Origin of the sequence: Nonomuraea harbinensis (genome assembly GCF_019396385.1) — a bacterium.
Lineage (GTDB): Bacteria > Actinomycetota > Actinomycetes > Streptosporangiales > Streptosporangiaceae > Nonomuraea > Nonomuraea ferruginea.
The window spans coordinates 1-24246 of sequence record NZ_JAHKRN010000036.1 but is presented as its reverse complement, the minus strand read 5'-3'; the positions used below and the strand labels follow the sequence as shown (position 1 = coordinate 24246).

The following is a 24246-nucleotide window of genomic DNA, read 5'->3' as shown; positions in this document are numbered from 1 at the left end:
ATTTCACCCCGTACGCAGCGTCAACCAAGGGTCGGGCGGTCTGTGTGACCCATGCCATACGCGGTTCCTGTCAGCAATCGGAGCGCCGCACCGCTCAAGTCACCGGAAGCAAGCGCACCGACAGGAGCACCACATGAAGCACCGCATCGTCGTCCTCGGCGCCGGCTACGCCGGGGCCTACGCGGCCGGGATCCTGGCCCGGCGGCTGTCCCCGGCGGACACCGAGATCACCGTGGTCAACGCCGAGCCGCACTTCGTCGAGCGGATGCGGCTGCACCAGCTCGCGGCCGGGCACGAGCTGGAGACCCGGAGACTCGAAGATGTCTTCGCGGGCACGGGGATACGGCTGCGCCTGGCCCGTGTCACCGCCGTCGACCCCGAGCGCCGGGTCGTCACCGTGGCCGACGCCGGCGGCGAGCTCGGCTACGACACGCTGCTCTACGCGCTCGGCAGCCACGTCGCCGGCGGCGTCCCCGGCGTGGCCGAGCACGCCTTCGACGTCACCGGCCGGGCCTCGGCGCTGCGCCTGCGCGAACGCCTGGACAGCCTGGAAGGACGGGGCGAGGGCGGGAACGTGCTGGTCGTCGGCGACGGGCTGACCGGCATCGAGACCGCCACCGAGCTCGCCGAATCCCGGCCCGGCCTGTCGGTCACGCTGGTCGCCCGCGAACAGCTGGGCGCCCGGCTCTCCGCCGGAGCCCGCGGCCACCTGCGGCAGGCCTGCGACCGGCTGGGCATCACCGTCCTGGAGCACACCGGCGTCGAAGCCGTCGAAGCGGCGCGGGTGCTGTGCGCCGGCGGCACCGCCCTGACCTCCGACGCGACCGTGTGGACGGCCGGGTTCGCGGTCGGCCCCATCGCCGCCGCCGCCGGGCTGGAGGTCACCGAGGCCGGTCGGATCGTCGTCGACCGCACCATGCGGTCGGTCTCGCACCCCGACGTCTACGCCGCCGGCGACAGCGTCCACGCCGTCGGCGAGAACGGCCTGCCGCTGCCGATGTCGTGCGCCTCGGCCGGTTTCACGGGCATCCAGGCGGTCGAGGCGATCGTCGGGCGGCTGACCGGCCGCGAGGTCCCGTCGACCACGCTGAAGTACTACGGCAACCACATCAGTCTCGGGCGGCGCGACGCGATCTTCCAGCTGGTCGACGGTGACGCCCGGCCCAAGGTCTGGTCCCTGCGGGGCCGCACGGCCGCGCTGCTGAAGAAGGGCATCATCAGGAGCTCCGCCTGGAGCATGAGCCACCCGACCTTCGGCATGCCGGCCAGGAAGCGCCGCCTGGCCGCCCGGCCCGATCGCTCGGCCGAGGCCGCCGTTGCCTAGAGTCGGCCGCGTGGACGCCTTCGCCACCGAGCAGTTCGAGGCCAGCCGGTCCCGGCTGGCCTCGCTCGCGTACCGTCTGCTCGGCTCCGCCGCCGACGCCGAGGACGCCGCGCAGGACGCGTTCCTGCGCTGGCAGGCGGCCGACCGCGACCGGATCGAGGTGCCGGAGGCGTGGCTGACCAAGATCGTCACCAATCTGTGCCTCGACCGGCTCCGCTCCGCGCGGGCCAGGCGCGAGCGCGCGGTCGGCGTGTGGCTGCCCGAACCGCTGCTCAAGGGCGACCCGATGCTCGGCCCGGCCGACACCTACGAACAGCGCGAGTCGGTGTCCCTGGCCGTGCTGACCCTCATGGAGCGCCTGTCCCCCGTCCAGCGGGCCGTCTACGTGCTGCGCGAGGCGTTCTCGTACAGCCATGCCGAGATCGCCGAGATCCTCGACATCACCGAGTCCGCGAGTCAGCAGCACCTCCATCGGGCCCGGCAGCGCATCGCCGCCGCGCGCCGGGGCGGCGGCGAGATCGACCCCGAGTCCGCCCGCGGGATCGTCGAGGAGTTCCTCGCCGCCGCCGCCTCGGGCCGCACCGAACGGCTGGTCGCGCTGCTCACCGACGACGCGACCGCGGTCTCCGACAGCGCCGGCCTGACCGAGACGCTGCTGCGGGTCGACACTGCGCGGCGCGTCGCCGCCGTCGTACGGGCCGGTCTCAGATCCACTCCCGCGAAACGGCGGCTCGCCGGCGGCACGTCCGCCATCCACTACGCGGTGGTCAACGGCGCCCCCGCGGCCCTCTTCGTGGTCGGCGACCGGGTCGTGGGCACCATGTCGTTCGACATCGCCGACGGCAAGATCGCGACCGTGCGCGGCATCGCCGCCCCCGCCCGCCTCGCCCGCCTCGCCGCGGCCTGGCGGCAGCACGACCGGGACACGCCGCTCGTCACCGAGTGGTGACCCGGCCCGAACTCCCGGGACCCGTAGGGATGATTCCGTACGGGCCCAGGTCCCGAGTCAGGGCTCTCCCTGATGGCAGGCGCCGCGCCGCGTGCCACCATGATCCGGATGCACGCACCACCGTTCCTCTTCTCAGCACTCGTACCAGCGGCCCCGGAAGCGCATGGGAGGGCGCCGGGTGGACTGGATCGCTGAGGGCGTTCAGGCGGTCAGCGATCTCCCCTTCCCTCTGCTCGGGCTGGTGGCCGGAGCGATGGCGTTCGCCGAGTCGGGGCTGGGGGTCGGTTCGGTCCTGCCCGGCGAGACGGGCGTGCTGCTGCTGGGGGTCGCCGCCACCACCCCCGGGCGGTTCGCCGCCCTGCTGCTGATCGTCGCGCTGGGGGTCACGGCCGGCGACCACGTCGGCTACTGGCTCGGACAGCGGTACGCCGGTCGCATGCGGGATACGCGGGCGGTGCGACGGCTCGGGGTGCGGCACTGGGATCGCGCGACCGACGCGCTGCACCGTCACGGCGCGGCGGCGGTGTTCCTCACCCGGCTGGTCCCGGTCGTCCGCACACTCACGCCGGCGGCGGCGGGGGCGGCGCATCTGCCCTACAACCGGTTCCTCCCGGCGTCACTGGCAGGGTCGTTGCTGTGGTCGGCGGTGTACGTCGGCCTGGGCGCGTTCGCCGGGGCGTCGGCCGCTCACCTGGAAGGGCTCCTGGGGCGCTTCTCGTGGCTGCTTCTCGCGGCCGTGGCGCTGGTGGCGGCGGCGGTGGCGGTGCTGCGGCGCCGGAGCCGGGCGGCGACGGATCACGGGGACGACGAGCGCGCGTGAGCCGTCGGTGATACGCGTCGGCCCCGGCCGGGTGGTCCGGCCGGGGCCGACGGCGCGCGGGTCAGTCGACGCAGATGGCGAAGACGCTGATGCCTACGTCGTTGTAGCCGTCCTGGCGGCCGATGCCGATCCAGCCGCGTCCGTCATCGGTGGGGAACGAGCCGACCAGGATCGCCCTGTTGCCGCGGGCCTCGGCGCCGCCGCCGAGGACCTTCTTGCCGCCGGGGCAGTAGAGCGTGCGGCGCTGGAAGTTGGGGACGTTGGCGTTGGGCAGCGTCACGAGCTGGTAGCCGGAGGGCAGCGCCGCCTGGCGGGCCGCCGCGGCGGGGACGTTCGTCGTGCTGGCCGCGGCGGCGGTGGTCACGCACGCGCCCGCCGCGAGCAGGGCGAGCGGAAGGGTCAGGAGCTTCTTGAACTGCATAACTCTCCTTCTTGCGTGCCCCTGGTGACGCACTCCGGGCAGCACGAAACACGCCGGCGAATGCGGTGCTGGAGAGCGGTGACGGGGGCGAAAGGGCCTGACACGAAGAGTATCCATGCAATCACTCTCCGCGTCCAGCGCCCGATCACGTCAAGAAGTGAACGGGGCGCCCCTCGCGGGAGCGGGCGCGCCTCGCGTCGGCACCCGGGTCAGCGGCCCGGGGAAAGGGCGGACAGCGACATCTCGATGAAGTCCTCGCCGATGTCCACCAGGCTGCGCGGGCCCTGCGGGTCGTACCACCGGTAGGTCCAGTTGAACATGCCCACGATGCCCATCACGGCCACGGTCGGGTCGATGTCGTCGCGGAACTCCCCGGCCTTCGCCCCTTCCGTGATCACCTGGGCGAGCAGCCGGCCCCACCGGTCGGCGTTCTCCTTGATGTCGGTCGCCTCGCCCCCGTTCACCACCTGGTCGAGGTTCTCCCGCATGAAGATGAACAGCTCCGGGCGGCGTGACATGGCCAGCACGTACGCGCGCAGCCCGCTGACCAGCTTCTCCGGCGCGGTCGCCTCCTCGGCGACGATCCGCTCCAGTTCGGCGCGCATCTGCTCGATGGGCTGGTGCAGCAGCGCGACGAGCAGCTCTTCCTTCGTGCCGACGTAGTAGTAGAGAGTCGCCCGGTTGATGCCGACCTCGGCCGCCACGTTCTCCAGGGTGGCCTGGGCGTAGCCCAACTGCTCGAAGACGCGCCCCGCGCCCTCCAGGACCTCCTTCCACCGCGCGTCGGACTTGCGGCCGCTGGCCAGGCGTCGCTCCATCCGGCGGCGGGCGATGTCGCTCGGCGGCGGTGGGCGCCGTTCTCGAGGAGCCATCGGTGTCCCCCTCCCTCAGCTCGACTCGCATAAACAGCAACGTTGATGATAGCGCAGGCTGCGGGGGCCGGCGCCCCCGCCGCGGTGGCCGTCACCGTTCCCGCAGGACTCGCTTCAGCACCTTGCCGCTGGCGTTGCGCGGGAGGTCCGGCTCTATCTGGAAGGTCTCCGGCACCTTGTAACCGGCGAGCCGGGCGCGGCAGAAGTCCCTGGCCTGGTCCTCTTCGAAGGAGGCTCCGGGGGCGACCACCACGTGCGCCCGGACGGTCTCGCCCCAGCGCTCGTCCGGGACGCCGACCACCGAGACCTCCAGCACCGCCGGATGCTCGCTCAGCACCTGCTCGATCTCGACGGGGTAGACGTTCTCCCCGCCGCGGATGATCATATCCTTCTTGCGCCCGGAGAGGTACAGGTATCCCTCCTCGTCCCGCCGGGCCAGGTCGCCGCCCCGGAACCAGCCGTCGACCAGCACCTCGTTCGTCGCCTCCGGCATGTTGAGATAGCCGGCCATCACCGCGTCGGACCTGGTGACGATCTCGCCGACCTCGCCGTCCGGGACGTCGTTCAGCTCCTCGTCGCACAGCCGCAGGTCCACGCCCATGCCGGGCTTGCCGATCGAGCCGAGCAGGTGCTCGTGGCCTTTCAGCGCCCGGTGGTGGTCCTCGGGAGTGAGCACGGTCTGGAGGCCCGCCTCCGTCCCGGCGCCGAACAGGTTCATGAAGTCGCATCGGAAGGTCTTCATGGCCCTGCGGAGCAGGCTCGGCGACATCGGGGCCGCGCCGTAGGCGATCGACAGCAGGTTGTGGTAGCCGCCCTTCTCGACGCCGGGCTCCTGCAGGAGCATCTCGATCATGGTCGGGACCAGGAAGACGCCGTGGAGCACGTCACGGCGCAGCCACTTGAGCACCGTGGCGGGGTCGAATCCGTCCAGGATCAGCGACGGGTTGCCGCGGGCCACGCCCGACAGCACGTAACACATGCCGGCGGCGTGGAACAGCGGCGCCGGGGAGTAGTGGAACGCCGCCGCCGGCAGCCGCCGCTCCAGGATGCACTGGAACGTCATGTGCTTGACCATGCGCTGGTGGTGCATGACGCCCTTGGGCAGCGCGGTGGTGCCGCTGGTGAAGGCGAGGCACATCAGCTCGTCGTCGTTGATCACCGTGTCGATCTCGTGATCCTCGCCGGTGGCGAGCAGCTGTCCGTAGTCGCGGTCGGCGACGGGGGACTTCTCGAAGCAGATCGCGGCGGTCAGCGTCGGCACGTCGACGGACTCCACCATCGAGGCGTACCGCTCGCTGAAGAACAGCACCTTGGCCTCGGCGGTGCGCAGCAGGGTCTGCAGTTCGGGCCGGGCGAGGCGGTAGTTCAGCGGGACGTACACCGCGCCCAGCTTCATGCAGGCGAGCAGCACCTCCATGTAGCTCGTGGAGTCGGTGGCGAACAGGGCCACCCGGTCGCCCTTCACCACGCCCATGCGGCGCAACTCGTGGGCCACCCGGTTGACGCGGCTGTTGACCTCCGCGAAGGAGTACGAATCGGTATCGGTCACAAAGCATGGCTTGTTCGGCGTGTTCCGGGCGTGGATCCGGATCCAGTCACCGGTGCGGCTCGTGCGCTGCATGGACATCGGCACCCCATCTGGAGTCAAGGGTCAGGAGAACTCCGGCAGCACGTGCGTACCGAGAAGCTCGATCGACTTCATGACCTTTTCATGCGGAATGTCATAGGGCTGCACGAGGCAGAGCAGCAGGTCGGTGCCCACCGCCTCGTACCGCTTGGCCATCTCGACGCACTGGTCGGGGTTGCCGACGATCACCGCGTCGTTCTTGAGCAGGTAGTCGAAGTCCAGCGTGTTCAGGTCGACACCGCCGAGGAGCCGCTTGGCGTACTCGTAGCTGCCGAGCTGGGTGCCGTCCTTCCAGTCGCCGAGTTCGGCGATCTTCTTCAACGACTCCTGGACGTACCACCCGAAGCGGGGACCGGCTTCTGCGTAGGCGTCCTCGGTGGTCTCCGCGCAGTGCACCTGGGTGAAGGTGGCGATCTGCTCGTTGACGTACTTGCCGACCGGCTTGGCGCGGCGGATGCCGTCGCGGTACCGGCCGAACCGCTTGACCAGGGTCTCCGGCCCCGACGCGACGGAGAACGACAGCAGGCCGATGCCCTTCTCGCCCATCAGCTCGTGGCTGTCGGAGCTGGAGGACGCGCCCCACAGCGGCGGGTGCGGCGCCTGCAGCGGCTTGGGCACCACGCCCCGCGGCGGGATCTTGAAGTACTCCCCCTCCCAGGAGAAGGTCTCCTCGGTCCAGCATCCCATGATCACGTCAAGGGCCTCCTCCCACATCGGGCGGGTGTCGGAGGGGTTGATGCCGAAGCCCTCCAGCTCGATGCGGGTGCCGGACCGGCCGGTGCCGAACTCCAGCCGGCCGTTGGAGATGATGTCGATGGTGGCGGCGGCCTCGGCGGCGCGCACCGGATGGTTGTACGGGAAGGGCAGCAGCCGGACCCCGTGGCCGATGCGGATGTTCCTGGTCCGTGCCGCGATGGCGCCGTACAACGCCTCGGGCGCGGAGGAATGGGAGTAGTCGCCGAGGAAGTGGTGCTCCACCGTCCAGACGCTGTGGAACCCCAGCCGGTCGGCGAGCTCGATCTGACGCAGCGTGTTCTCGAAGGCGTCGTACGCGCTGCGGTCGTTCCACGGGCGGGGCACGGGGATCTCGTACATCAGGCCGAACTTCATGTGATAACTCCCTCGTGCAGTGGCAGCGCGGTCACCTGCAGGTCGTAGGCGACCAGCTCGCCGGTCATGGAGAAGGTGACATAGAGCTGACCGTCACCGATGCAGCAGTTCGTCGGCTGTGCTCCCGTGGGGACCTCGATGGTCCGCTTGAGGGCGCCGACGGCGTCATAGACGAAGATGACGTGCCCGACGCTGCCGCAGACGTAGAGGTCGCCGTCGGCGTCGAAGCACATGCCGTCGGGCGAGCCGGCCGGAAGCTTGGCGAAGACCCGCGGGTCGCCGAGGCCCGTCCCGGCCGACCAGTCGAAGACCAGGATCTTGCGGGTCATCGACTGGGCCACGTAGAGCCGGCCGTCCGGCCCGAAGGCGATGCCGTTGGGCATCGCCGGGACCTCGGCGACCTGCGTGATCGTACGGTCCGGGGAGATCGCGCAGATCCGGCCGGGCTTCAGGCCGCGCAGGTCCTCCCAGTTGTGGGAGTCGGTGACGTAGAGCCGGCCGTCGGGGCCGAAGCACAGGTCGTTGGGACGGTGCGGCGGCGGCCCCGGCAGGCCGGTGGCGACCACCGTGACCTGCCCGTCGAGCACCTTCTGCACACGGCCGTCGACCGGCTCGGGCGCGTGCCAGTAACCGCCGGACCGGGTCGCCGACAGGCCCCCGTTGTCGGCGACGTAGATCGCGCCGTCGGCGCCGAGGGCGCTGCCGTTGGGCCCGCCGCCGAGCCGGGCGAGCACCGTCTTGCCGCCGTCGGCCGCGACCCGGGTGACCACCTGTCCCTGCATCTCGACCACGGCCACGGCCCCGTCGCCCAGATGGCTCGGCCCCTCGGGGAAGCCGAGGCCGCCGGTGACGACCCGGAACCCCGGGCTGGTCATGGCCGGACCGGTCCGAGGGCCTTGACCCGCGGCATGACCTCGGCGGCGAACAGGCGCAGGTTCTTCTCGGCGGTCTCCGGGGTCATGCCGGCGAAGTTGAACACGCCGTTGAACCCGTCGTTGCCGACCTTCTCCTGGATGGCGACGATGCGCTCCAGGCACTGGTCGGGGGTGCCCCAGATCTGCAGCTCGATGAAGTTGTCCACGACGCGGTCGGCGCCGTGCTTCTGGATCGAGCGGGCGAGCCGCTGGTAGTACTCGTAGCCGAGCGTGGTGTCGAAGTGCCGCCCGCCCAGCTCGTAGTGGTTCAGGACGTACTCGTAATAGCCGCCGATGTACTCCTGGGCCATGTCCCTGGCCTTGATCGGGTCCTCGTCGCAGCAGACCCAGCCGGTGACCAGCGGGGGCGGCGCGTCGACCCCCTTGATCTCCTTGAAGGTGGCCCGGTAGCCCGCGAGGTCCTCGGCGACCTCCATCCAGTCCTTCTGCGGGTTGATCAGGATGCCCGCGCCGATGTCGGCCATGATCCGCACCGACTCGGGCGACACGGCGGCGGCGTAGAGGCGGTCGTCGAACCTGCGCGCCGGCTTGGGGCGCAGCTCGCGGCGCGGGATCTGGTAGTACTTGCCGTCGTACTCCAGGATGCCGGTGTCCAGGGCCGACATGATGAGGTCGGCGGCCTCCACGAAGCGCTCACGGGACTCGCCCATCGGGATCCCGAAGCCCTCGAACTCGATGCGGCCGAGGCCCCGGCCGAGACCGAAGACGAACCGGCCGTTGGACACGATGTCCAGGACGGCGACCTGCTCGGCGACCCGGATCGGGTCGTGCCAGGGCAGGATGACCGCGCCGGAGCCGAGCTGGATGCGCTCGGTGCGTCCTGCCATGTAGGTCAGGAACTGCAGGACGTCGGGGATCATGGTGTACGACGTGAAGTGGTGCTCCACGCCCCACAGGGCGTCGAAGCCCAGCGGTTCCGCGAGGTCGGCCAGGCGGAGCTCCGTCTGGTAGATCTCGTCGTCGGTCGCGTTCTCGTGACCTTCGAAGATGCAGGTCATACCTACACGCATGGGGATTTAACCTCCAAAGGATACGGCGCTGCCGGCCGTGGAGCCCGTGGCCAGTTGCTGATAGCGGCCATGACAGAAGATCAGGGGTCGGCCCTGCGCGCGGACGCCGAGGTCGAGCACGCGGCCCAGGACGAACAGGTGGTCACCGGCCGGGTAGCTGTGCTCGAAGGCGCAGTCGAACCAGGCCAGCGCCCCGGAGATGACGGGCGAGCCGGTGGCCTCGGACAAGGTCCAGTCGACCCCGTCGAACTTGCGGCCACCCGACCGCGCGAAGCCGCGGCACAGGCTCTCGTCGTCCTCGCCGAGGACGTTCACGCAGAAGGTGCCGAGCGGCACGATCAGCGGCCAGGTCGTGGACGTCCGGGCCGGCAGGAAGCCGACCAGCGGCGGGTCCAGTGACGCCGAGACGAAGGACCCGACGGTGAGCCCGACCGGGCCCTGTCGCGTCATCGCCGTCACCACGGCCACCCCCGTCGGGACGTGGCCCATCACTTGCCGGAACCGATCGGAGTCGAACATGTCGACCGCTGGCCGACGGGTCGGGGTTCGGACCACCATCTGCCTCGTCTCCCAGGTCGTTGGATCGAGTCTGCTGGTACGCGCCGGGTTTCCGCGTGCACGTCACCATTGATGTTGACGTCACGCTAGCATCGCGCCTAGTTTGCGTCAACGTGGATGCTGACAGAAATCCCCCGACCGGTCCGGCCTTCGGCGTCATGCTCATTCCGAAGGTGTCCTGGCAGACGCTGCGAGATCACTGCCTGCTGGCCGAACGGCTCGGGTTCGACCACGCGTGGATCGACGACCACCTGACCAGCCCGGCGGATCCCGCGCAGGACTGGCTGGAGGCCTGGAGCACGCTGGCGGCCCTCGCGACCGCGACCACGACGATCCGCCTGGGCAGCCTGGTGTCCAGCCCGGTGGTCCGTCATCCGGCGCTGCTGGCCCGCCAGGCCCTGACCGTGGAGCGGATCAGCCAGGGGCGGCTGGAGGTAGGCCTCGGCTCCGGGTACGCCGCGTCTGACCACGCCCTGGCCGGTTCGCGGCCGTGGCCGGGGCGGGAGCGCGCGGAACGGTTCCGGGAGGCCGTCGCGCTCGTCGACCGGGTCCTGCGCGGCGAGCCGGTCGAGCCCGGGCGGTACTACGGCTCCCGCATCCCGCCGCTCGGCCCGCGGCCGGTGCGATCCCCGCGTCCGCCGCTCACCGTCGCCGCCCACGGGCCGCACGCCATGGCCACCGCCGCGCGGTACGGGGACGCCTGGAGCACTTTCGGCGGCTTCGGCCTGTCCGCGGCCGAGCACCTCGACCGCACCGCCCGCCAGGTGCGCCGGATGGAACGCGCGTGTGAGGAGGCCGGCCGGGACCCGGCCACACTGGGCCGCACGCTGCTGACCGGCCGCCCGCTGGTCAGCTCGGAGAACATGTGGGCCGGCCCGGACGCTTTCGCGAGCTTCGTCTCCCGCTACCGTGCGGCCGGCATCGACCGGTTCGTCTTCTACTGGCCACCGCAGGACTACTGGCCGCACGGCCAGACCGACGAGGACACCGTCCGCCGCATCGTCACAGATGTCATCCCGGCACTGCGGAACAGCTGAGCGCCGTCAGCTCGCAGCGGCCCGCCGCGAAGGTCGTCCGGCGCTGCAGGGCGGCTGAGCGCCGTCACGGAGGTCGCCCGGCGCTGCGGGCGTCAGCCCGTGGCTGCTCGCTGTGTCTCGTGCGCCGCGGCGAGTCGCCGGCGGAAGTCGGGAGCGGCCATCGCCTGTTCCTCCAGGGCCAGCGACAGCGGCAGCACCTGGGCGACCGCCGCGCGTACGGCCGCGTTGATCGTGGCCTTGGTGCCGCGTACGGCCGCGCGGGGCAGCTCGGCCCAGCGTCCGGCCAGCGCCAGGGCGGCGTCCAGGGCGGAACCCTCGGTGACCAGCTCGTGCAGCAGCCCCCAGGCGACGGCCTGGTCGGTGCTGATCATCTCACCGCCGAGCAGCAGCCGCTTGGCCCGCTGCGGCCCGGCGAGCAGCGGCCACAGCGCGGCGGGGCCGTTGCCGGCGGGCAGCCCGACCTGCACGTGCGCGTCACCGAAGCGGGCCGAAGGCACGGCGAAGGACACGTCGGCGGCGGAGGCCAGCATCGCCCCCAGCCCCGTGGCGTCGCCGTTGACCGCGGCGATCAGCGGCTGGTCGAGCTCCAGGATGCCGTAGACGATCTCGGCGGCCTCCTGGATCGGCGTCAGGCCGGTGAGCGAGGCATAGGGACGGCCGGGGTCGGTGTCCCCGCCGGCGCAGAAGGTCTCCCCCGCGCCGGTGAGCACGTAGACCTCGGCGTCGGTGCTCCGCCGCGCCTCGCGGAACAGCGTCGACAGCTCCGAGTGCATGACGTCGTCGACGGCGTTGCGCCGCTCGGGGCGGTTCAGCGTGAGCACGGTGACGGCCCCACGCCGCTCGATGGCGATCCTGCGATAGTTCTCCTGGCGCAGCACGTGCGGCCTCCTCGATCATGTCGGGACGGGTTCCCCGGGCGGTGTGCCGAGCCCGGCCCAGAGCGTGTCCAGCTCGGCCCAGAGCGCCTCGGGCAGATCGGTGGTGAACCGCGCGGCGTTGGCGACGACCTCGCCGGCGTCGCGCATGCCGACGACCACCTGGGTCACGGCCGGATGCCGGAGCGGGAACTGGATCGCCGCCTGGGGCAGCTCGGCGCCGTGGCGCCGGCAGCGGTCGGCCATCCGGCCGGCGGCCTCCAGCAGCCACGGCGACGGCGCGCGGTAGAGGTAGGGCAGGCCGGGCCCGGGCCGGGCGACGGCGAGCAGCCCGGAGGCGTACGGCGCGGCGGCCAGCACGGGAACCCCGGCCTCCTGGCAGCGGGCCAGCAGCGTGGCGGCCGAGCGCCGCATCAGGTTCCACTCCCCCGCGATCATCACGGTGTCGACGGCCCCGGCGGCGACCAGCGCCTCGGCGGCCCGCGGCCGGGTCGTGCCCACCCCGATCGCGCCGACGGCGCCCGCCCGGCGCAGCTCGTGGAGGGCGGGAACGGCCTCGTCGAGCGCGGGACCGAGCAGGTCGTCGGGGTCGTGCAGGAAGACCGTGTCGAGCCGGCCGAGTCCGAGCCGCTCCAGCGAGGTCTCCACGGTGCGCCGGACCCCGGCGGCGGTGAAGTCGAAGCGGGGTTCCCGCCGGGCGGCGGCTCCGTCCAGCCGGTACGGGTCGGCGATCGCCATCGTCCGGCGCCCGACCTTGCCGCTGACCGTGAACCGGTCACGCGGCAGGCCGCGCAGCGCGGTGCCGAGCAGGCGTTCGGCGGCGCCGTCCCCGTAGCTGGGAGCGGTGTCGAAACTGCGCAGGCCGCACTCCCAGGCGGCCTCGACGGCCGCGACGGCGATCTCCTCGGCGCGCTCCGGCCCGGTGTCGCCGCCCGCCGCGGCGAGGCCGCCGATCGGGCCGCTGCCGAAGCAGAGCCGGTCCAGCCTGGTGTCCTGCATTCTTGACCGCCTTTCGGGTGCGACCCTAAGCTTCGTCAGCGTCTACGTCAATGCTGACAGAAGGAGTTCGACATGCTCGTCGGACGTGCCGTGCTGGTGACCGGGGCCGGCCGCGGGCTGGGCCGTGCCTACGCCGTGGACGCCGCACGGCACGGCGCCGCCGTCGTGGTCAACGACGTCGACGCCGGGGCCGCCGGCGAGACCGCCGCCGAGATCGAAAGGGCGGGCGGGCGCGCCGTGGCCGTCCCGAGCGACATAGCCGACCCCGGCCAGGCGGCGGCCCTGGTCGGGGAGTGCGTCGCCGCGTTCGGCCGCCTGGACGGCCTGGTCAACAACGCCGGGCTCTACCACGAGGCGCTGCCGTGGAACGAGGACCCGCGCCGGCTGCGGGAAGCCGTCGGCGTCAACGTGCTCGGCACCGCGTACTGCCTCGACGCGGCGGCCCGAGCGATGCGGGGCGCGGGCGGCGGGTCCATCGTCAACGCCTCGTCCCTGGCCATGTTCGGCTACCCGAACATGGCGGCCTATGCCATGACCAAGGGCGCCGTCACCGCGCTGACCTGGGCTGCCGCCCTCGACCTCGAAGCCGACGGAATCCGGGCCAACGCCCTGTCGCCCAAGGCCCTGACCCGGATGACCCGTGACGCGATCAGCCGCGCCCCCACGCCGGACGGCGCGAGCGCCCCTCTCGACGGCATCGACGAGATGTCGCCCGCCGCCGTGGCGCCCTTGGTGACCTACCTGCTCAGCGACGCCTCGGAGGGCGTCACCGGGCAGTTCTTCAGCTTCGACGGCCGGCGTCTCGGCATCGTGCCGCACGTGGAGCTCGCCGACGCTCCGCACGCCGTACGGGAGCGGTGGAGCGCGGCGGACGTCGCCGCGGCGTTCGACGGCGATCTCGGCGCCGGGCTCCAGCCCTACGGCGGGCAGGGACGGCTCCCGCCACGGCGGCGCGGCTGACGTGGCGGGCGCCGTCAGCGCAGCGGCATCGGGAAGCCGGCGAGATCCGGGAAGCACTGCCGGATCAGGTCGATCTCGTCCATGGCGCAGGTCGGCACCCGCACCGCCGTCTCGCCGGCCACCACCGAGGGCAGTGCCGCGGCGGCCTCCTCCACGGTCAGGTCCGGTGAGAAGTAGCCGTCGGTCGTCGCGATCAGGATCCGCGCGAGCCTGCCGCCGCCGGCGGAGACGACCTCGCCGGTGACCGGGCAGTCGCGGTGCGCCAGGGCGAGCACCACCGCCGCGACGCGCGCCGGGTCCAGCTTGGGATCGAGCTTGCCGTACACGTCGGCGGCCATCCGCGAGCTCGCCACCGGGGCGATCGCGTTGACCCGGATGCCGAGCGGGGCGCCCTCCGCGGCCAGCACCCGGGTCAGGCCGACGACGCCCATCTTCGCCGAGGCGTAGACGGCCGAGCGCTTCTGGCCGAACAGGCCGACCGACGAGGAGGTGTTCACGATCGAGCCGCCGCCCTGGGCGGCCATGTGCCGCCAGGCGGGGACGATCAGGTGGTAGGCGCCGAGCAGGTGCACGGACAGCGACAGGTGCACGTCGTCCATGCCCACGTCGCCGAAGTCCTTGGGCCGTCCGACGCCCGCGTTGTTGATCAGGACGTCCACCCGGCCGAAGGCGTCCGCGGCCGCAGCGATGATCGCCTCACCGCCGGCCGGGTCGGCGACGCTGCTCGTCTCGGCGACCGCCACGCCGCCGGCGTCCGCGATGTCCCGCGCGGCCGATCGGGCGGCCTCGGGGTCGAGGTCGTTGACCAGCACCCGCGCGCCGCGCCGGCCCAGCTCGCCCGCGTACGCCCGGCCCAGGCCGTGCCCGGCGCCGGTCACCACCGCCACCGCGCCGTCGAAGTCGAGTTCGGGCATGTGTCGCTCCTTCGTCGATGACCGGGGTGCGCGCCGCCGCGCACCCCGGCCGCCGGTCACTGCAGGTTGAGCTTGGCGAAGTTGCCCGTGCTGCCCTCACGGTTGATCAGCTCGCCGATCGGCTTCCACTCGCCGATCTTGCTGGTGGTGGCTCCCTCGTACCGGAACATCTGGCCGCCCTCGAACAGGTAGGCGTCCTCCACGCCGTTCATCTTCGAGGTCAGCCCCTCGACCAGCAGCGGGTACGGCTGGCTGATGGTGCGCGCGGCCACGGCGATGTTGGCCCGGTTCAGCCCGCCCTGCATCGCGTCGGCGTTGCGCAGCACCGCCACGAGGTACCAGCCCCAGAACCAGCCGTTGGTGTACTGCGCGACCTCCGGGTCCAGCCCGTCCTTCTTCATCTGCTCGGCGTAGAGCTCGGCGTACTCCGGCGCCTTGTTCGCCGGGTCGCTCGGGTTGTAGTAGTACTGGATGACCATGGTGCCGTCACCGGTCAGGCCCTCCTTCTGCAGCGGCGCCAGCGACGTCTCGATCTGCGCGCACGAGTTGCCCGTGATCACGTCCGGGTCCCACGAACTGCGCTCGACGCCGCCGATGGCCTGCACGCAGAACGTGCCGGCGACGGCGAAGATGGCGACCTGGGCCTTGCTGGCCGCCGCCGAGGTCAGCTGGTCGGTCATGTTCGGCGCCGACGGGTCGATCAGCTCCTTGGCGACGATCTTGATGTTGCTGCCTTCGGCGGCGTCGGTGAAGGCGGCCTCGTACGCCTTGCCGAAGTCGTTGTTCATGGCGACCACGGCGACGGTCGCGCCGTCGGGGTACTTGTCGGAGATCCAGCGCTTCCAGAGCCCGGCCTCGTTGCCGTAGTTCAGGCCCATGCCCGTGGTCCACGGGTAGTTCTCGACGTCTCCCCAGCGGTCCTCGGAGGAGGCCACCAGCAGGTGCGGCATGCACTCGTCGTTCATGACGTCGCGGATGGCGCCGTTGTTGGACGAGCCGAGGATCGCCACGCTGGCCGCGTACTTGTTGTCCTGGATCGCCTTGTCGACGTTCTTGCGGGTCAGGTCCGGCTGGTAGTGGTCGTCCAGGATGTCGAGCTGGATGGTGCGCCCGCCGACGCCGCCGTTGGCGTTGACGTACGAGAGGTAGTTCTTCAGTCCGTCGCCGATGTAGCCGTACGCGGCGAGCGGGCCGCTGTGCGGCATGCTGGTGAACAGCCGGATCTCCTTGTCGGTGATGCCGGTGTTGATGTCGTAGTCGGTGGGACACTTCGACACGTCCAGCTGGAAGCCGCCGGAGCCGCGGAAGACGCACCCGTCGCCGACCTGGCCGAGCGAGGCGTCGACCTCGGCCTTGGGGATGTTCGGGTTGTCGGCGGCGGCGGTCACGTTCTGCTCGGCCTCGGAGACGCACATCTCCGCGGTGGCCGCCTGCTTGTCATGGGAGCACGCGGTCAGGCTCACCGCGGCCAGGAGGACCACGGCCACAGCCGCGGGTCGTACCGTTGAGAACACGAGCTCAGCCTTTCGTCGGTGCACCGGAGTTCTCCGGTTGCGGGGATGACGCTGTCTGGGATCCCCCTGCGTCCGCAGACGGCGTCGGTTGGGAGGATGCGGAAAGCTGGAACCTGCGCCAGCCCGCGGGGACGGGGTCGGTGAACTGGACGAGCCGCCGGCCGGCCTTCTGCAGGCCGCCGGCCACTCCTGTCGGCATCAGGAAGACGATCGCCAGCAGCAGCAGGCAGGAGATGATGCCGACGATCTGGCCGCCGTCGCTGCCCTGGAACCCCGGCAGCGCGGCGGCCCAGTCGGAGACGAACGTGCGGAGGGTGACGAAGATGATCGCGCCGGGGATCGCGCCCAGCATGGTGCCGCTGCCCCCGGCGACCAGCGCCACCAGGAGGAAGATCGACAGGTCGAGTGTGTAGCGGGTGTCGGACGCCTGTGGCAGCTGGATCGCCAGCAGCGATCCGGCCACTCCTCCGAAGGCCCCGCTGATCGCGAAGGCGAAGATCTTGACCCGGGCGACCTGGACGCCGCTGGCCGCCGCGCTCAGCGGGGCCTCGCGCAGCGCCACCATCGACCGGCCGATCCGGCTGCGCAGGATGCTGCGCGCCACCAGGAAGACCAGCACGGCCACGGCGGCGATGACGTAGAAGCGCACGATCGAGGGGCCGACGCGGGTGTAGGGGTTGACGAAGAACCACTCCGGCGCCTGCATGGCCTCGCGGGCGAACTTGCCGCTGGTGCCGCCGGTGAGCTCCTCGAACCGGATGACCAGCGCCGGGAACAGCGCCGCCACCGCCAGCGTCACCGCGGCCAGGTACAGGCCGCGGATGCGCAGTGCCGGGATGCCGATCAGCGCGCCGACGGCCAGGCAGATCACGATGGAGACCGGGATGGTCGCCAGGTAGGGCCAGTCGTGGTCGGCGACCAGGATCACCGTGGTGTAGCCGCCCAGCCCGATGAACGCGCTGTGCGCCAGCGAGATCTGCCCGCAGTAGCCCATCAGGATGATCAGTCCGAGGATGGCCACCGAGTAGGCGGCTATCTGCGAGAGCGTGTCCACCTGGGACACGGTGCCGAGCAGGTGCGGCAGGCCGAGCAGCAGCACCGCCGCTCCGCCGGCCAGGGCCAGTCGCAGCAGCCGGTGCCGGCGGCTGCCCCGTTCGATCCGCAGCGGCATCACACACGCTCCATCGCTCGGTTGCCGAAGAGTCCGGCCGGCTTGAACTGCAGCACCGCGATGATCATCGCGAAGCCCACCACCAGGCCGAGTTCGCTGCCCACGCCGGGCAGGTATCCGGTCACCAACGAGACGCTCAGGCCGGTCAGCAGGCCGCCGGCCAGGGCTCCCCGGATGCTGTCGAGGCCGCCCAGGGTGGCCGCCGCGAAGGCGTACACCAGGATCTTGTTCATGAACCCGGGGTCGACGTACGTCGACGGGGCGATCAGGCAGGCGCCCAGCGTGCCGACCGCGGCGGCCAGCGCCCAGCTGAACTGCACGGTGCGGCCGATGTCGATGCCGAGCAACCGGGAGTTCGCCACGTCGTTGGCCACGCAGCGGAAGGAGAGGCCGAGACGGGTGCGGTTCAGCACCAGTTCCAGCACCACGACCGCGCCCACCACCAGGAGCGCCGTGCCGATCGCCTGGTAGGACAGACGGGCCCCGGCGATCTCGATCGCGTCCGCGGTGCCCTGCGGGAACGGGCTGGGGAAGCTCAGCGGCCGGAAGCCCCAGACCAGCGCGGCCAGCGCGTTGAAGCCGAGGAACAGCGCCAGGGTGACGATGATGATCGCCATGTGGTTGTCCGGGTCGAACGGGCGGATCAGCACGCGTTCGAGCACGGCTCCGCCGAGGCCGGAGACGACCATCGCGATGACGATCGCCAGCAGCACCGGCATCGGCCACATCTCCAGCACGGTCAGCGCCAGATAGCAGCCCAGCATGGCCATCGGCCCCTGGGCGAAGTTGATGATTCCGGTGGCCTTGAAGACGATCACCAGGGACAGCGCGGCCAGGCCGTAGAGCAGTCCGTTGGTGATGCCGTCGAAGAACCGTTGCAGGTACAGCTGCGCGCCGCCGTCGATGACGGCCCAGACGGAGAAGGCGGCGAGCAGCACGATGACGACGAGGACGGCACGCAGCCGCGCCCGCCGGCGGCGGGCGGCGACGACGTCGAGGTCGGCTTGACCGCCGGATACCGCCTGGGACAACACGGTGCCCATGCAAGCTCCTGGTTCAGTTTCCGAGGTAGGCGAGCCGGACGGCGTCGTCCTGCCGCAGTTGGTCAGCGGACGCTGACAGGACGAGGTTCCCGGCCTCCAGTACGTAGCCGCGCTGGGCGATGTCCAGCGCGAGCACGGCGTTCTGCTCGACGAGGACGATCGCCACACCGCGCTCGCGGTTGATGCGGGCGAGCACGTCGAACAGGTCACGCACGATCACCGGGGCCAGGCCCAGCGACGGTTCGTCCATCAGCAGCAGCCGGGGACGGAGCATCAGCGCCCGCGCGATGGCCAGCATCTGCTGCTCGCCGCCGCTGAGGCTGCCCGCGGTCTGATGGCGCCGCTGCGCCAGCCGGGGGAAGGTCTCGTACCAGGACGCGATGTCGCCGGCCACGCCCTTGTCACGCCGGGTTACGGCGCCGGCGAGCAGGTTGTCCTCGACGCTGAGGTCACCCAGCGTGCCGCGGCCCTGCGGCACCATGGCGATGCCCCGGCGGACGATCGAGCTGGTGGAGGCCCCGGAGATGAGGTCGCCGTCGAAACGGATCTCACCTGTGGTGGTGGTGAGCTGGCAGATCGAGCGCAACGTGGTGGTCTTGCCCGCGCCGTTCGCGCCGAGGACGACGACGACCTCCCCCGTGTCGACGGTGATGTCGATGCCGTGCAGGGCCTCGACGCCGTCGTAATAGGCGCGCACGCCGCTCATGCGGAGCAGGGGTTCGGTCATCGCGGGCTCCCCAGGTACGCCTCGACGAGGCGGGGGTCGTCGCGGATCTCGTCGGGACGTCCCGAGAGCAGGTTGCGCCCGGAGTCCAGGACCACGACGTAGTCGGCGATGTCCATCACGAGCTGCATGTGGTGCTCGACCAGCAGCAGGCTGAGCCCGAGCTCGTCGCGCAGGGCGCGCAGCAACGTGCCGAGGTCTCGCACGTCGCCCTGGGTCAGGCCGGCGGCGGGTTCGTCGAGCATCAGCAGCCGGGGCCGGGTGACCAGCGCGCGGGCCAGCTCCACCCGCCGCAGGGTGCCGAAGGGCAGTCCCTGGCAGGGTTGGAACGCGACATCCTGGATGGCGAGCACGGCCAGCGCGGCGTACGCCCGCTCGGTCAGCTCGCGGTGCTCCGAGCGCACCCCCCAGCCGAAGGGCGCGCCGAGGAATCCGGTCCGCCCGAGGCTGTGCGCGCCCACCATGACGTTCTCGATCACGGTGAGCCCCGGCCACAGGGCGAGATTCTGGAAGGTACGGGCGATGCCCAGGGCGGCGAGGTCGCCGGCCCGGGCGCGCAGCAGGTCGGCGCCGTCGAACGCGATGGCGCCGGCCACGGGCTGGACGAGGCGGCTGACGCTGTTGAACGCTGTGGTCTTGCCGGCGCCGTTGGGGCCGATCAGCGCGCAGATCTCGCCGCTTCGCACCTGTAGAGAGACGTCCTCCAGAGCGGTGACCCCACCGAACCGCACGGTCAGACCGCGGACGGTCAGCAGCGTCTCGCCCGATGGGCTGCCGGCGGTGCCGGGGGCGGGGTCGGTGTCTGGCGGACGAGTCTTGAGGGTGAAAGAACGTTTGATGCCGCTCATCCCCGTTCCTCCTTGTGAATGTTCCAGGGGCGGGATCGCACGCGGGCCGCTAGGACGTGACTGCGTCTACGTCGTCGTTGGTGTTGACGCAGCTTTGCATTCGGGTTCGGGTTAGCACAAGAGGTCACGGCCGTTTATCTGTCGGGACCGCGAGTAACGTCACCACTGACGTTGACGGAAACCCGGGGGATGGGATTCACTACGTCAACACAGACGCTGACGGCCTGAAGCTGCGCCGCCAGGCTGTCCCTCCTAGGTCACCCATTGTGATACACCCGCTGATTCAGCTGGTGGGCGGGGGGGCGCCGAGGCACGAACAGCGGAAGGGGACTGTATGAACCTGGAGCGCGATCTCGCGCTGGAGATGTTGCGACGGATGCTGCGTATCCGTCTGTTCGAAGAGGCCACGATCGAGCTCTTCCACGCCGGCGAGCTGCCGGCGATGGTGCACCTGAGCATCGGTCAGGAGGCCGCCATCGCGGGCGCCTGCCTGGCGACGACCGCGGACGACTACATGACCGGCAACCACCGCTCGCACGGCCACCCCATCGCGAAGGGTGCCCGCCTCGACCGGCTCATGGCGGAACTGCTCGGCAAGGCCGGCGGCGTCTGCAAGGGCAAGGGGGGCAGCATGCACCTGGCCGACTTCTCCGTCGGCAGCCTCGGCGAGTCCGGCATCGTCGGGTCCGCCATACCCGTCGCCGTCGGCGCCGGACTCGCCGCCGACGTGCTGGGCAACGGCCTCGTCGCGCTGTGCTTCTTCGGCGACGGGGCCGCCAACGAGGGCGTCCTGCACGAGTCGATGAACCTCGCGGCCGTGTGGAAGCTGCCGGTCGTCTTCTTCTGCGAGAACAACGGATGGGCCGTCAGCGTGCGCGCCGGGGAGCTCACCTCCGTCGAGGACATCTCGGTGCGCGCCACCGGCTACGGCATGCCCGGCGTCACCGTCGACGGGCAGGACCCGGTCGCGACCTACGAGGCGGTCTCCGCGGCCGTCGCCCGCGCCCGGCGCGGCGAGGGCCCCAGCCTGGTCGAGGCCAAGACCTACCGCTTCCACGAACACGCCTACGGCCTGCGGGTCAAGAACAGCTACCGGGACCAGTCCGAGGTGGACGTGTGGCGGCAGGAGCGCGACCCGATCGACCTGTTCCGCCGGCGTCTCCTCGACGAAGGGCTGGCCGACGAGGCCGCCGTCGAGGCGCTCGACGCCGAGGTGCGGGCCGAAGTCGCCGCGGCCGTCGAGTTCGCGCGTGACAGCCCGTATCCCGAGCCTGAGGAGGCGTACCGGGATCTCTACTACGTCGAAGGGGCGTCCACATGAGCACCGCGCCCGCGGCCGCCAGGCGTGCTGCGCAACTGGGCTTCCTCCAGGCCATCCAGCAGGCGCAGCACGAGGAGATGACCCGCGACGAGCGCGTCATCCTGATGGGGCAGGATCTGCGCGCCAACGTCTTCGGCGCCGCGCAGGGCTTCCTGGAGGACTTCGGCCCCAGCCGCATCCGCGACCTGCCGCTGTCGGAGGCCGCCAGCGTCGGGATGGCCGCCGGCGCCGCCATGGCCGGGCTGCGTCCCATCGTCGACCTGACGGTGGCCAGCTTCATGTTCTGCGCCATGGACCAGTTCGTGAGCCAGGTCGCCAAGAACCGGTACATGTTCGGCGGCCAGGCGAGGATGCCCGTGGTGTTCCGCCAGGCGCTCTACTACCACGGCGGCACCGCCGCGCACCACGCCGACCGCCCGTACCCGATGTTCATGAACGTCCCCGGGCTGAAGATCATGGTGCCGAGCAACGGCCCCGACCTCAAGGGCCTGCTCAAGACGGCGATCCGCGACGACAACCCGGTGCTCTGCTTCGAGGACGCGACCCTGTGGGGGCGCCGCGGCCGTGGCGCGGCACCGGAGGACGACGACCACCTGATCCCGTTCGGCGTGGCGTCGGTGCCGCGCGAAGGCACCGACGTCACCGTCATCGGCATCGGCGGGGGTGTCAGGCACGCCCTGGACGCGGCCGCGGACCTGGCCGGCGAGGGCGTCTCCGTCGAGGTGGTCGATCCGCGCACGCTGGTGCCGATGGACTGGCCCGCCATCCTCGCCTCGGTCGCCAAGACCGGCCGCTGCGTGATCGTCGACCCCGCCAACCGCACCTGCAGCGCCGCCAGCGAGATCGCCGCGCACCTCGTCGAGGAGGGCTTCGGCAGCCTGCGCGCACCCGTGCTGCGGGTCACCAGCGACGACATGCACGTGCCGTTCAGCCCGGTGCTGGAGAAGCAGATCTACCCGTCCAAGGAGAAGGTCGTCGCGGCCGTGCGCCGCGTGCTCGGAGTGGAGAAGTGAGCGTGGAAACCGAGGTACGCCTCCCGCAGTTGAGCATGGGCATGTCCGAAGCGGAGATCCTGGAGTGGTACTTCGAGGACGGCGCGCGGGTCGAAGAGGGCCAGGACCTGGTCGAGATCGAGGCCGAGAAGGCACGCGAGGTCCTGCCCGCCCCGACCGGCGGCACCCTGCGGATCAAGGTCGAGCCGGGGGACGTCGTCGACGTGCGCAGTATCCTGGCCGTCATCGTCGGCGACGCGCCGTGAGCGCTGTCACGACCGACCCGCGCGGCCCCAGCACGGTACGGCGCGCCAGCGGCATCCGCCGCCGCACCGCCGAGCACATGGTGCGCTCGCTGGCCACCAGCCCGCACGCGGCGATGGCCGTCGAGGTCCGCTTCGACGCGGTGGAGGCCGCGCGGCGGGCGTCGGCGGCCCGGCCCGCCGTGCCCGCCTACACGGCCTGGGCCGTCACCCGCGCCCTGGCCGACTTCCCCCTGGTCAACTCCAGCTGGGAAGACGGCTCGATCCGGGTCTTCGAGCACGTCAACCTCGGCGTCGCCGTCGACATGAGCCACGAGGGCCTGGTCGTGCCGGTGATCCGCGGAGCCCACGAGCTCGACGTCGAAGGGCTGCACGAGCGCATCACCGAACTCACCGGCAGGGCTCGCTCGCGCGCGCTCGGCGTGGCCGACATGGCGGGCGGCACGTTCACCCTGTCGAGCCTCGGCCGCTCCGGCACGCTGTTCACCATCCCGGTGATCAACCAGCCGCAGGCGGCGATCCTGTCCATGGACACCATCGCGCGACGGCCGGTCGTGGCCGACGGCACTCGGGTCGAGGTGGGCCTGGTCGCCGTGCTGACGATGTCGTTCGACCACCGGGTCTTCGACGGGGCGTACGCCGCCGCCTTCCTGGGCCGGGTGCGCGAACGCCTGGAGAACGCCGACGGGAAGGTGGCCGCTGGTGGCTGACGACGAGCGGCGCGGCGGGCCGTTGGCAGGGCTGCGGGTCGTCGAGACCGGTTCACTCATCGCCGGTCCCTTCTGCGGGCAGCTGCTCGGCGACTTCGGCGCGGAAGTGATCAAGGTCGAGGATCCGCGCGGCGGCGACCCGATGCGGCAGTGGGGCAGTCATCGGCCGCAGGGGCTCTCCCTCACCTGGCCGATCATCGCCCGCAACAAGAAGTCGATCACCTGCGACCTCCGGCAGGCCGAGGGTCAGGAGCTCCTGCGTCAGTTGCTGGCCGGCGCGGACGTGTTCATCGAGAACTTCCGGCCCGGCACGCTCGAACGGTGGGGACTCGGGCCGGCCGCCCTGGCCGAGCTGAGCCCCGGCCTGGTGGTGACGAGGGTGACCGGCTACGGCCAGGACGGCCCCTACGCCGGGCGGGCGGGCTTCGGGTCGATCGGTGAGGCGATGGGCGGCCTCCGGTACCTCACCGGAGAGCCGGACCGGCAGCCGAGCCGCGCCGGCATCTCGATCGGCGACTCGCTGGCCGGCACCTTCGCCGCGCTCGGCACGGTCATGGCGCTGCTGGCCAGGGAGCGCACCGGGCGGGGCCAGGTGGTCGACTCCGCCATCTACGAGGCCGTGCTGGCGCTCATGGAGTCGATCCTGCCCGAATGGGAGCTGGCCGGGGCGCGGCGCGAGCGGACGGGATCGATCCTCCCCGGCGTCGCACCCAGCAACGTCTACCCCACGCGGGACGGCTCGGCCGTGTTGATCGCCGCCAACCGCGACACGGTCTTCAACCGGCTGGCCGAGGTGATGGGCTGCCCGGAGTGGCAGGGCGACGAACGGTTCGGCACCCACACCGCGCGCGGGAAGAACCAGGCGGAGCTGGACGAACTGGTGTCCGCCTGGACGCGGGAACAGGATCGCGACGCGTTGCTGGAACGCCTCCACGAAGCGGGGGTGCCGGCCGGTCTGATCTACACCGCACCGGACATGCTGGCCGACCCGCACTTCGAGGCCAGGAACGCCGTCGTCCGGCTCATCCACGACCGGCTCGGCTCCTTCCCGATGCAGAACGTCGCCCCCCGGCTGTCGGAGACGCCGGGGCGCGTCCACACCCTGGGCCCGGAGCTGGGACAGCACAACGACGAGGTCTACGGCGGGATCCTCGGCCTGGACGCCGGCACGATGACACGGCTGCGCGCGGACCAGGTCATCTGACGAGGACGGCGCGGCGCCTGCCGGGCAGGAGATCGGAAGAGCACA

General features: G+C 71.3%; 25 protein-coding genes. 10 read left to right on the top strand and 15 right to left on the bottom strand.

Translation table 11 applies throughout. The features are described from left to right. The first annotated feature begins 133 nt into the window (after nucleotides 1-133). The 3 genes from KME79_RS30365 (at nucleotide 134) to KME79_RS30355 (ending at nucleotide 3093) form a co-directional block, all read left to right on the top strand. Nucleotides 134-1324 carry an NAD(P)/FAD-dependent oxidoreductase gene (locus tag KME79_RS30365; RefSeq protein WP_219547928.1) on the top strand — a complete coding sequence of 397 codons (1191 nt, stop codon included), beginning with the start codon at nucleotides 134-136 and terminating at the stop codon, nucleotides 1322-1324. A gap of 10 nt (nucleotides 1325-1334) precedes the next feature. Beyond that, nucleotides 1335-2273 carry a sigma-70 family RNA polymerase sigma factor gene (locus KME79_RS30360; RefSeq protein ID WP_219547926.1) on the top strand — a complete coding sequence of 313 codons (939 nt, stop codon included), beginning with the start codon at nucleotides 1335-1337 and terminating at the stop codon, nucleotides 2271-2273. 178 nt (nucleotides 2274-2451) lie between these two features. Further along, nucleotides 2452-3093, top strand: coding sequence for a DedA family protein (locus KME79_RS30355; protein WP_308249105.1), 642 nt, complete (start codon nucleotides 2452-2454; stop codon nucleotides 3091-3093). Nucleotides 3094-3154: 61 nt separating this feature from the next. Here KME79_RS30355 and KME79_RS30350 read toward each other — a convergent pair whose 3' ends face one another. The 7 genes from KME79_RS30350 to KME79_RS30320 all read right to left on the bottom strand — a co-directional run bounded on the left by KME79_RS30350 (nucleotide 3155) and on the right by KME79_RS30320 (nucleotide 9587). Then, nucleotides 3155-3514, bottom strand: a complete 360-nt coding sequence (locus KME79_RS30350; protein WP_219547922.1) for a hypothetical protein — start codon at nucleotides 3512-3514, stop codon at nucleotides 3155-3157. A gap of 209 nt (nucleotides 3515-3723) precedes the next feature. Continuing rightward, nucleotides 3724-4386 carry a TetR/AcrR family transcriptional regulator gene (locus KME79_RS30345; protein WP_148029794.1) on the bottom strand — a complete coding sequence of 221 codons (663 nt, stop codon included), beginning with the start codon at nucleotides 4384-4386 and terminating at the stop codon, nucleotides 3724-3726. Nucleotides 4387-4477: 91 nt separating this feature from the next. Then, nucleotides 4478-6007, bottom strand: coding sequence for a class I adenylate-forming enzyme family protein (locus tag KME79_RS30340; protein ID WP_246640695.1), 1530 nt, complete (start codon nucleotides 6005-6007; stop codon nucleotides 4478-4480). A 30-nt stretch (nucleotides 6008-6037) separates the two neighbouring features. Continuing rightward, nucleotides 6038-7123, bottom strand: a complete 1086-nt coding sequence (locus tag KME79_RS30335) for an LLM class flavin-dependent oxidoreductase (RefSeq protein WP_219547919.1) — start codon at nucleotides 7121-7123, stop codon at nucleotides 6038-6040. Next, nucleotides 7120-7998, bottom strand: a complete 879-nt coding sequence (locus KME79_RS30330; RefSeq protein ID WP_219547917.1) for an SMP-30/gluconolactonase/LRE family protein — start codon at nucleotides 7996-7998, stop codon at nucleotides 7120-7122. The genes KME79_RS30335 and KME79_RS30330 overlap by 4 nt, the downstream gene beginning before the upstream one ends. Then, nucleotides 7995-9068, bottom strand: a complete 1074-nt coding sequence (locus KME79_RS30325; RefSeq protein WP_219547915.1) for an LLM class flavin-dependent oxidoreductase — start codon at nucleotides 9066-9068, stop codon at nucleotides 7995-7997. Before KME79_RS30325 ends, KME79_RS30330 begins: the two co-directional genes overlap by 4 nt. 6 nt (nucleotides 9069-9074) lie before the next feature. Then, complete coding sequence (locus KME79_RS30320) at nucleotides 9075-9587, bottom strand: flavin reductase family protein (RefSeq protein ID WP_187280996.1); 513 nt, start codon at nucleotides 9585-9587, stop codon at nucleotides 9075-9077. Between the two features lie 197 nt (nucleotides 9588-9784). Here KME79_RS30320 and KME79_RS30315 point away from each other — a divergent pair, with 197 nt between their 5' ends. Further along, entirely contained in the window at nucleotides 9785-10663 is an 879-nt protein-coding gene (locus KME79_RS30315; RefSeq protein WP_219547913.1) for an LLM class flavin-dependent oxidoreductase, read from the top strand. A gap of 92 nt (nucleotides 10664-10755) precedes the next feature. On the opposite strand, the gene KME79_RS30310 is transcribed toward KME79_RS30315, so the two are convergent. Both KME79_RS30310 and KME79_RS30305 read right to left on the bottom strand, forming a co-directional pair. Then, on the bottom strand, nucleotides 10756-11541 hold the full coding sequence (locus KME79_RS30310) for an enoyl-CoA hydratase/isomerase family protein (RefSeq protein WP_219547911.1): 786 nt from the start codon (nucleotides 11539-11541) through the stop codon (nucleotides 10756-10758). A 15-nt stretch (nucleotides 11542-11556) separates the two neighbouring features. Then, complete coding sequence (locus KME79_RS30305) at nucleotides 11557-12537, bottom strand: aldo/keto reductase (protein ID WP_219547909.1); 981 nt, start codon at nucleotides 12535-12537, stop codon at nucleotides 11557-11559. 72 nt (nucleotides 12538-12609) lie between these two features. Here KME79_RS30305 and KME79_RS30300 point away from each other — a divergent pair, with 72 nt between their 5' ends. Further along, nucleotides 12610-13497: an SDR family NAD(P)-dependent oxidoreductase gene (locus KME79_RS30300; protein WP_219547907.1), complete on the top strand. Its 888-nt coding sequence runs from the start codon at nucleotides 12610-12612 to the stop codon at nucleotides 13495-13497. Nucleotides 13498-13511: 14 nt separating this feature from the next. On the opposite strand, the gene KME79_RS30295 is transcribed toward KME79_RS30300, so the two are convergent. From KME79_RS30295 to KME79_RS30270, 6 genes are read right to left on the bottom strand one after another with little or no spacing between them, the layout of a single operon-like run. Beyond that, complete coding sequence (locus KME79_RS30295) at nucleotides 13512-14411, bottom strand: SDR family NAD(P)-dependent oxidoreductase (protein ID WP_219547905.1); 900 nt, start codon at nucleotides 14409-14411, stop codon at nucleotides 13512-13514. Between the two features lie 56 nt (nucleotides 14412-14467). Beyond that, on the bottom strand, nucleotides 14468-15898 hold the full coding sequence (locus tag KME79_RS30290) for an ABC transporter substrate-binding protein (RefSeq protein WP_219547903.1): 1431 nt from the start codon (nucleotides 15896-15898) through the stop codon (nucleotides 14468-14470). A gap of 31 nt (nucleotides 15899-15929) precedes the next feature. Next, complete coding sequence (locus tag KME79_RS30285; protein ID WP_219547901.1) at nucleotides 15930-17096, bottom strand: branched-chain amino acid ABC transporter permease; 1167 nt, start codon at nucleotides 17094-17096, stop codon at nucleotides 15930-15932. Beyond that, nucleotides 17096-18139, bottom strand: a complete 1044-nt coding sequence (locus KME79_RS30280) for a branched-chain amino acid ABC transporter permease (RefSeq protein WP_219547899.1) — start codon at nucleotides 18137-18139, stop codon at nucleotides 17096-17098. Before KME79_RS30280 ends, KME79_RS30285 begins: the two co-directional genes overlap by 1 nt. A gap of 13 nt (nucleotides 18140-18152) precedes the next feature. Further along, nucleotides 18153-18866, bottom strand: a complete 714-nt coding sequence (locus KME79_RS30275) for an ABC transporter ATP-binding protein (RefSeq protein WP_219547897.1) — start codon at nucleotides 18864-18866, stop codon at nucleotides 18153-18155. Beyond that, nucleotides 18863-19711 carry an ABC transporter ATP-binding protein gene (locus KME79_RS30270; RefSeq protein ID WP_148029779.1) on the bottom strand — a complete coding sequence of 283 codons (849 nt, stop codon included), beginning with the start codon at nucleotides 19709-19711 and terminating at the stop codon, nucleotides 18863-18865. The genes KME79_RS30275 and KME79_RS30270 overlap by 4 nt, the downstream gene beginning before the upstream one ends. Nucleotides 19712-20045: 334 nt before the next feature. Between KME79_RS30270 and KME79_RS30265 the strand changes: the two genes are divergently transcribed. Genes KME79_RS30265 through KME79_RS30245 form a run of 5 tightly spaced genes read left to right on the top strand, consistent with a single transcriptional unit; the run spans nucleotide 20046 to nucleotide 24201 of the window. Continuing rightward, nucleotides 20046-21032: a thiamine pyrophosphate-dependent dehydrogenase E1 component subunit alpha gene (locus tag KME79_RS30265; protein ID WP_219547895.1), complete on the top strand. Its 987-nt coding sequence runs from the start codon at nucleotides 20046-20048 to the stop codon at nucleotides 21030-21032. Further along, nucleotides 21029-22045 (top strand): alpha-ketoacid dehydrogenase subunit beta, encoded by a 1017-nt coding sequence (locus KME79_RS30260; RefSeq protein ID WP_148029777.1) that lies wholly within the window; start codon nucleotides 21029-21031, stop codon nucleotides 22043-22045. Before KME79_RS30265 ends, KME79_RS30260 begins: the two co-directional genes overlap by 4 nt. Nucleotides 22046-22047: 2 nt before the next feature. Continuing rightward, nucleotides 22048-22290 (top strand): biotin/lipoyl-containing protein, encoded by a 243-nt coding sequence (locus KME79_RS30255; protein ID WP_219547893.1) that lies wholly within the window; start codon nucleotides 22048-22050, stop codon nucleotides 22288-22290. Continuing rightward, on the top strand, nucleotides 22287-22997 hold the full coding sequence (locus KME79_RS30250) for a 2-oxo acid dehydrogenase subunit E2 (protein ID WP_219547891.1): 711 nt from the start codon (nucleotides 22287-22289) through the stop codon (nucleotides 22995-22997). Before KME79_RS30255 ends, KME79_RS30250 begins: the two co-directional genes overlap by 4 nt. Further along, nucleotides 22990-24201 carry a CaiB/BaiF CoA transferase family protein gene (locus tag KME79_RS30245; RefSeq protein WP_187280995.1) on the top strand — a complete coding sequence of 404 codons (1212 nt, stop codon included), beginning with the start codon at nucleotides 22990-22992 and terminating at the stop codon, nucleotides 24199-24201. Before KME79_RS30250 ends, KME79_RS30245 begins: the two co-directional genes overlap by 8 nt. Nucleotides 24202-24246: the final 45 nt, after the last annotated feature.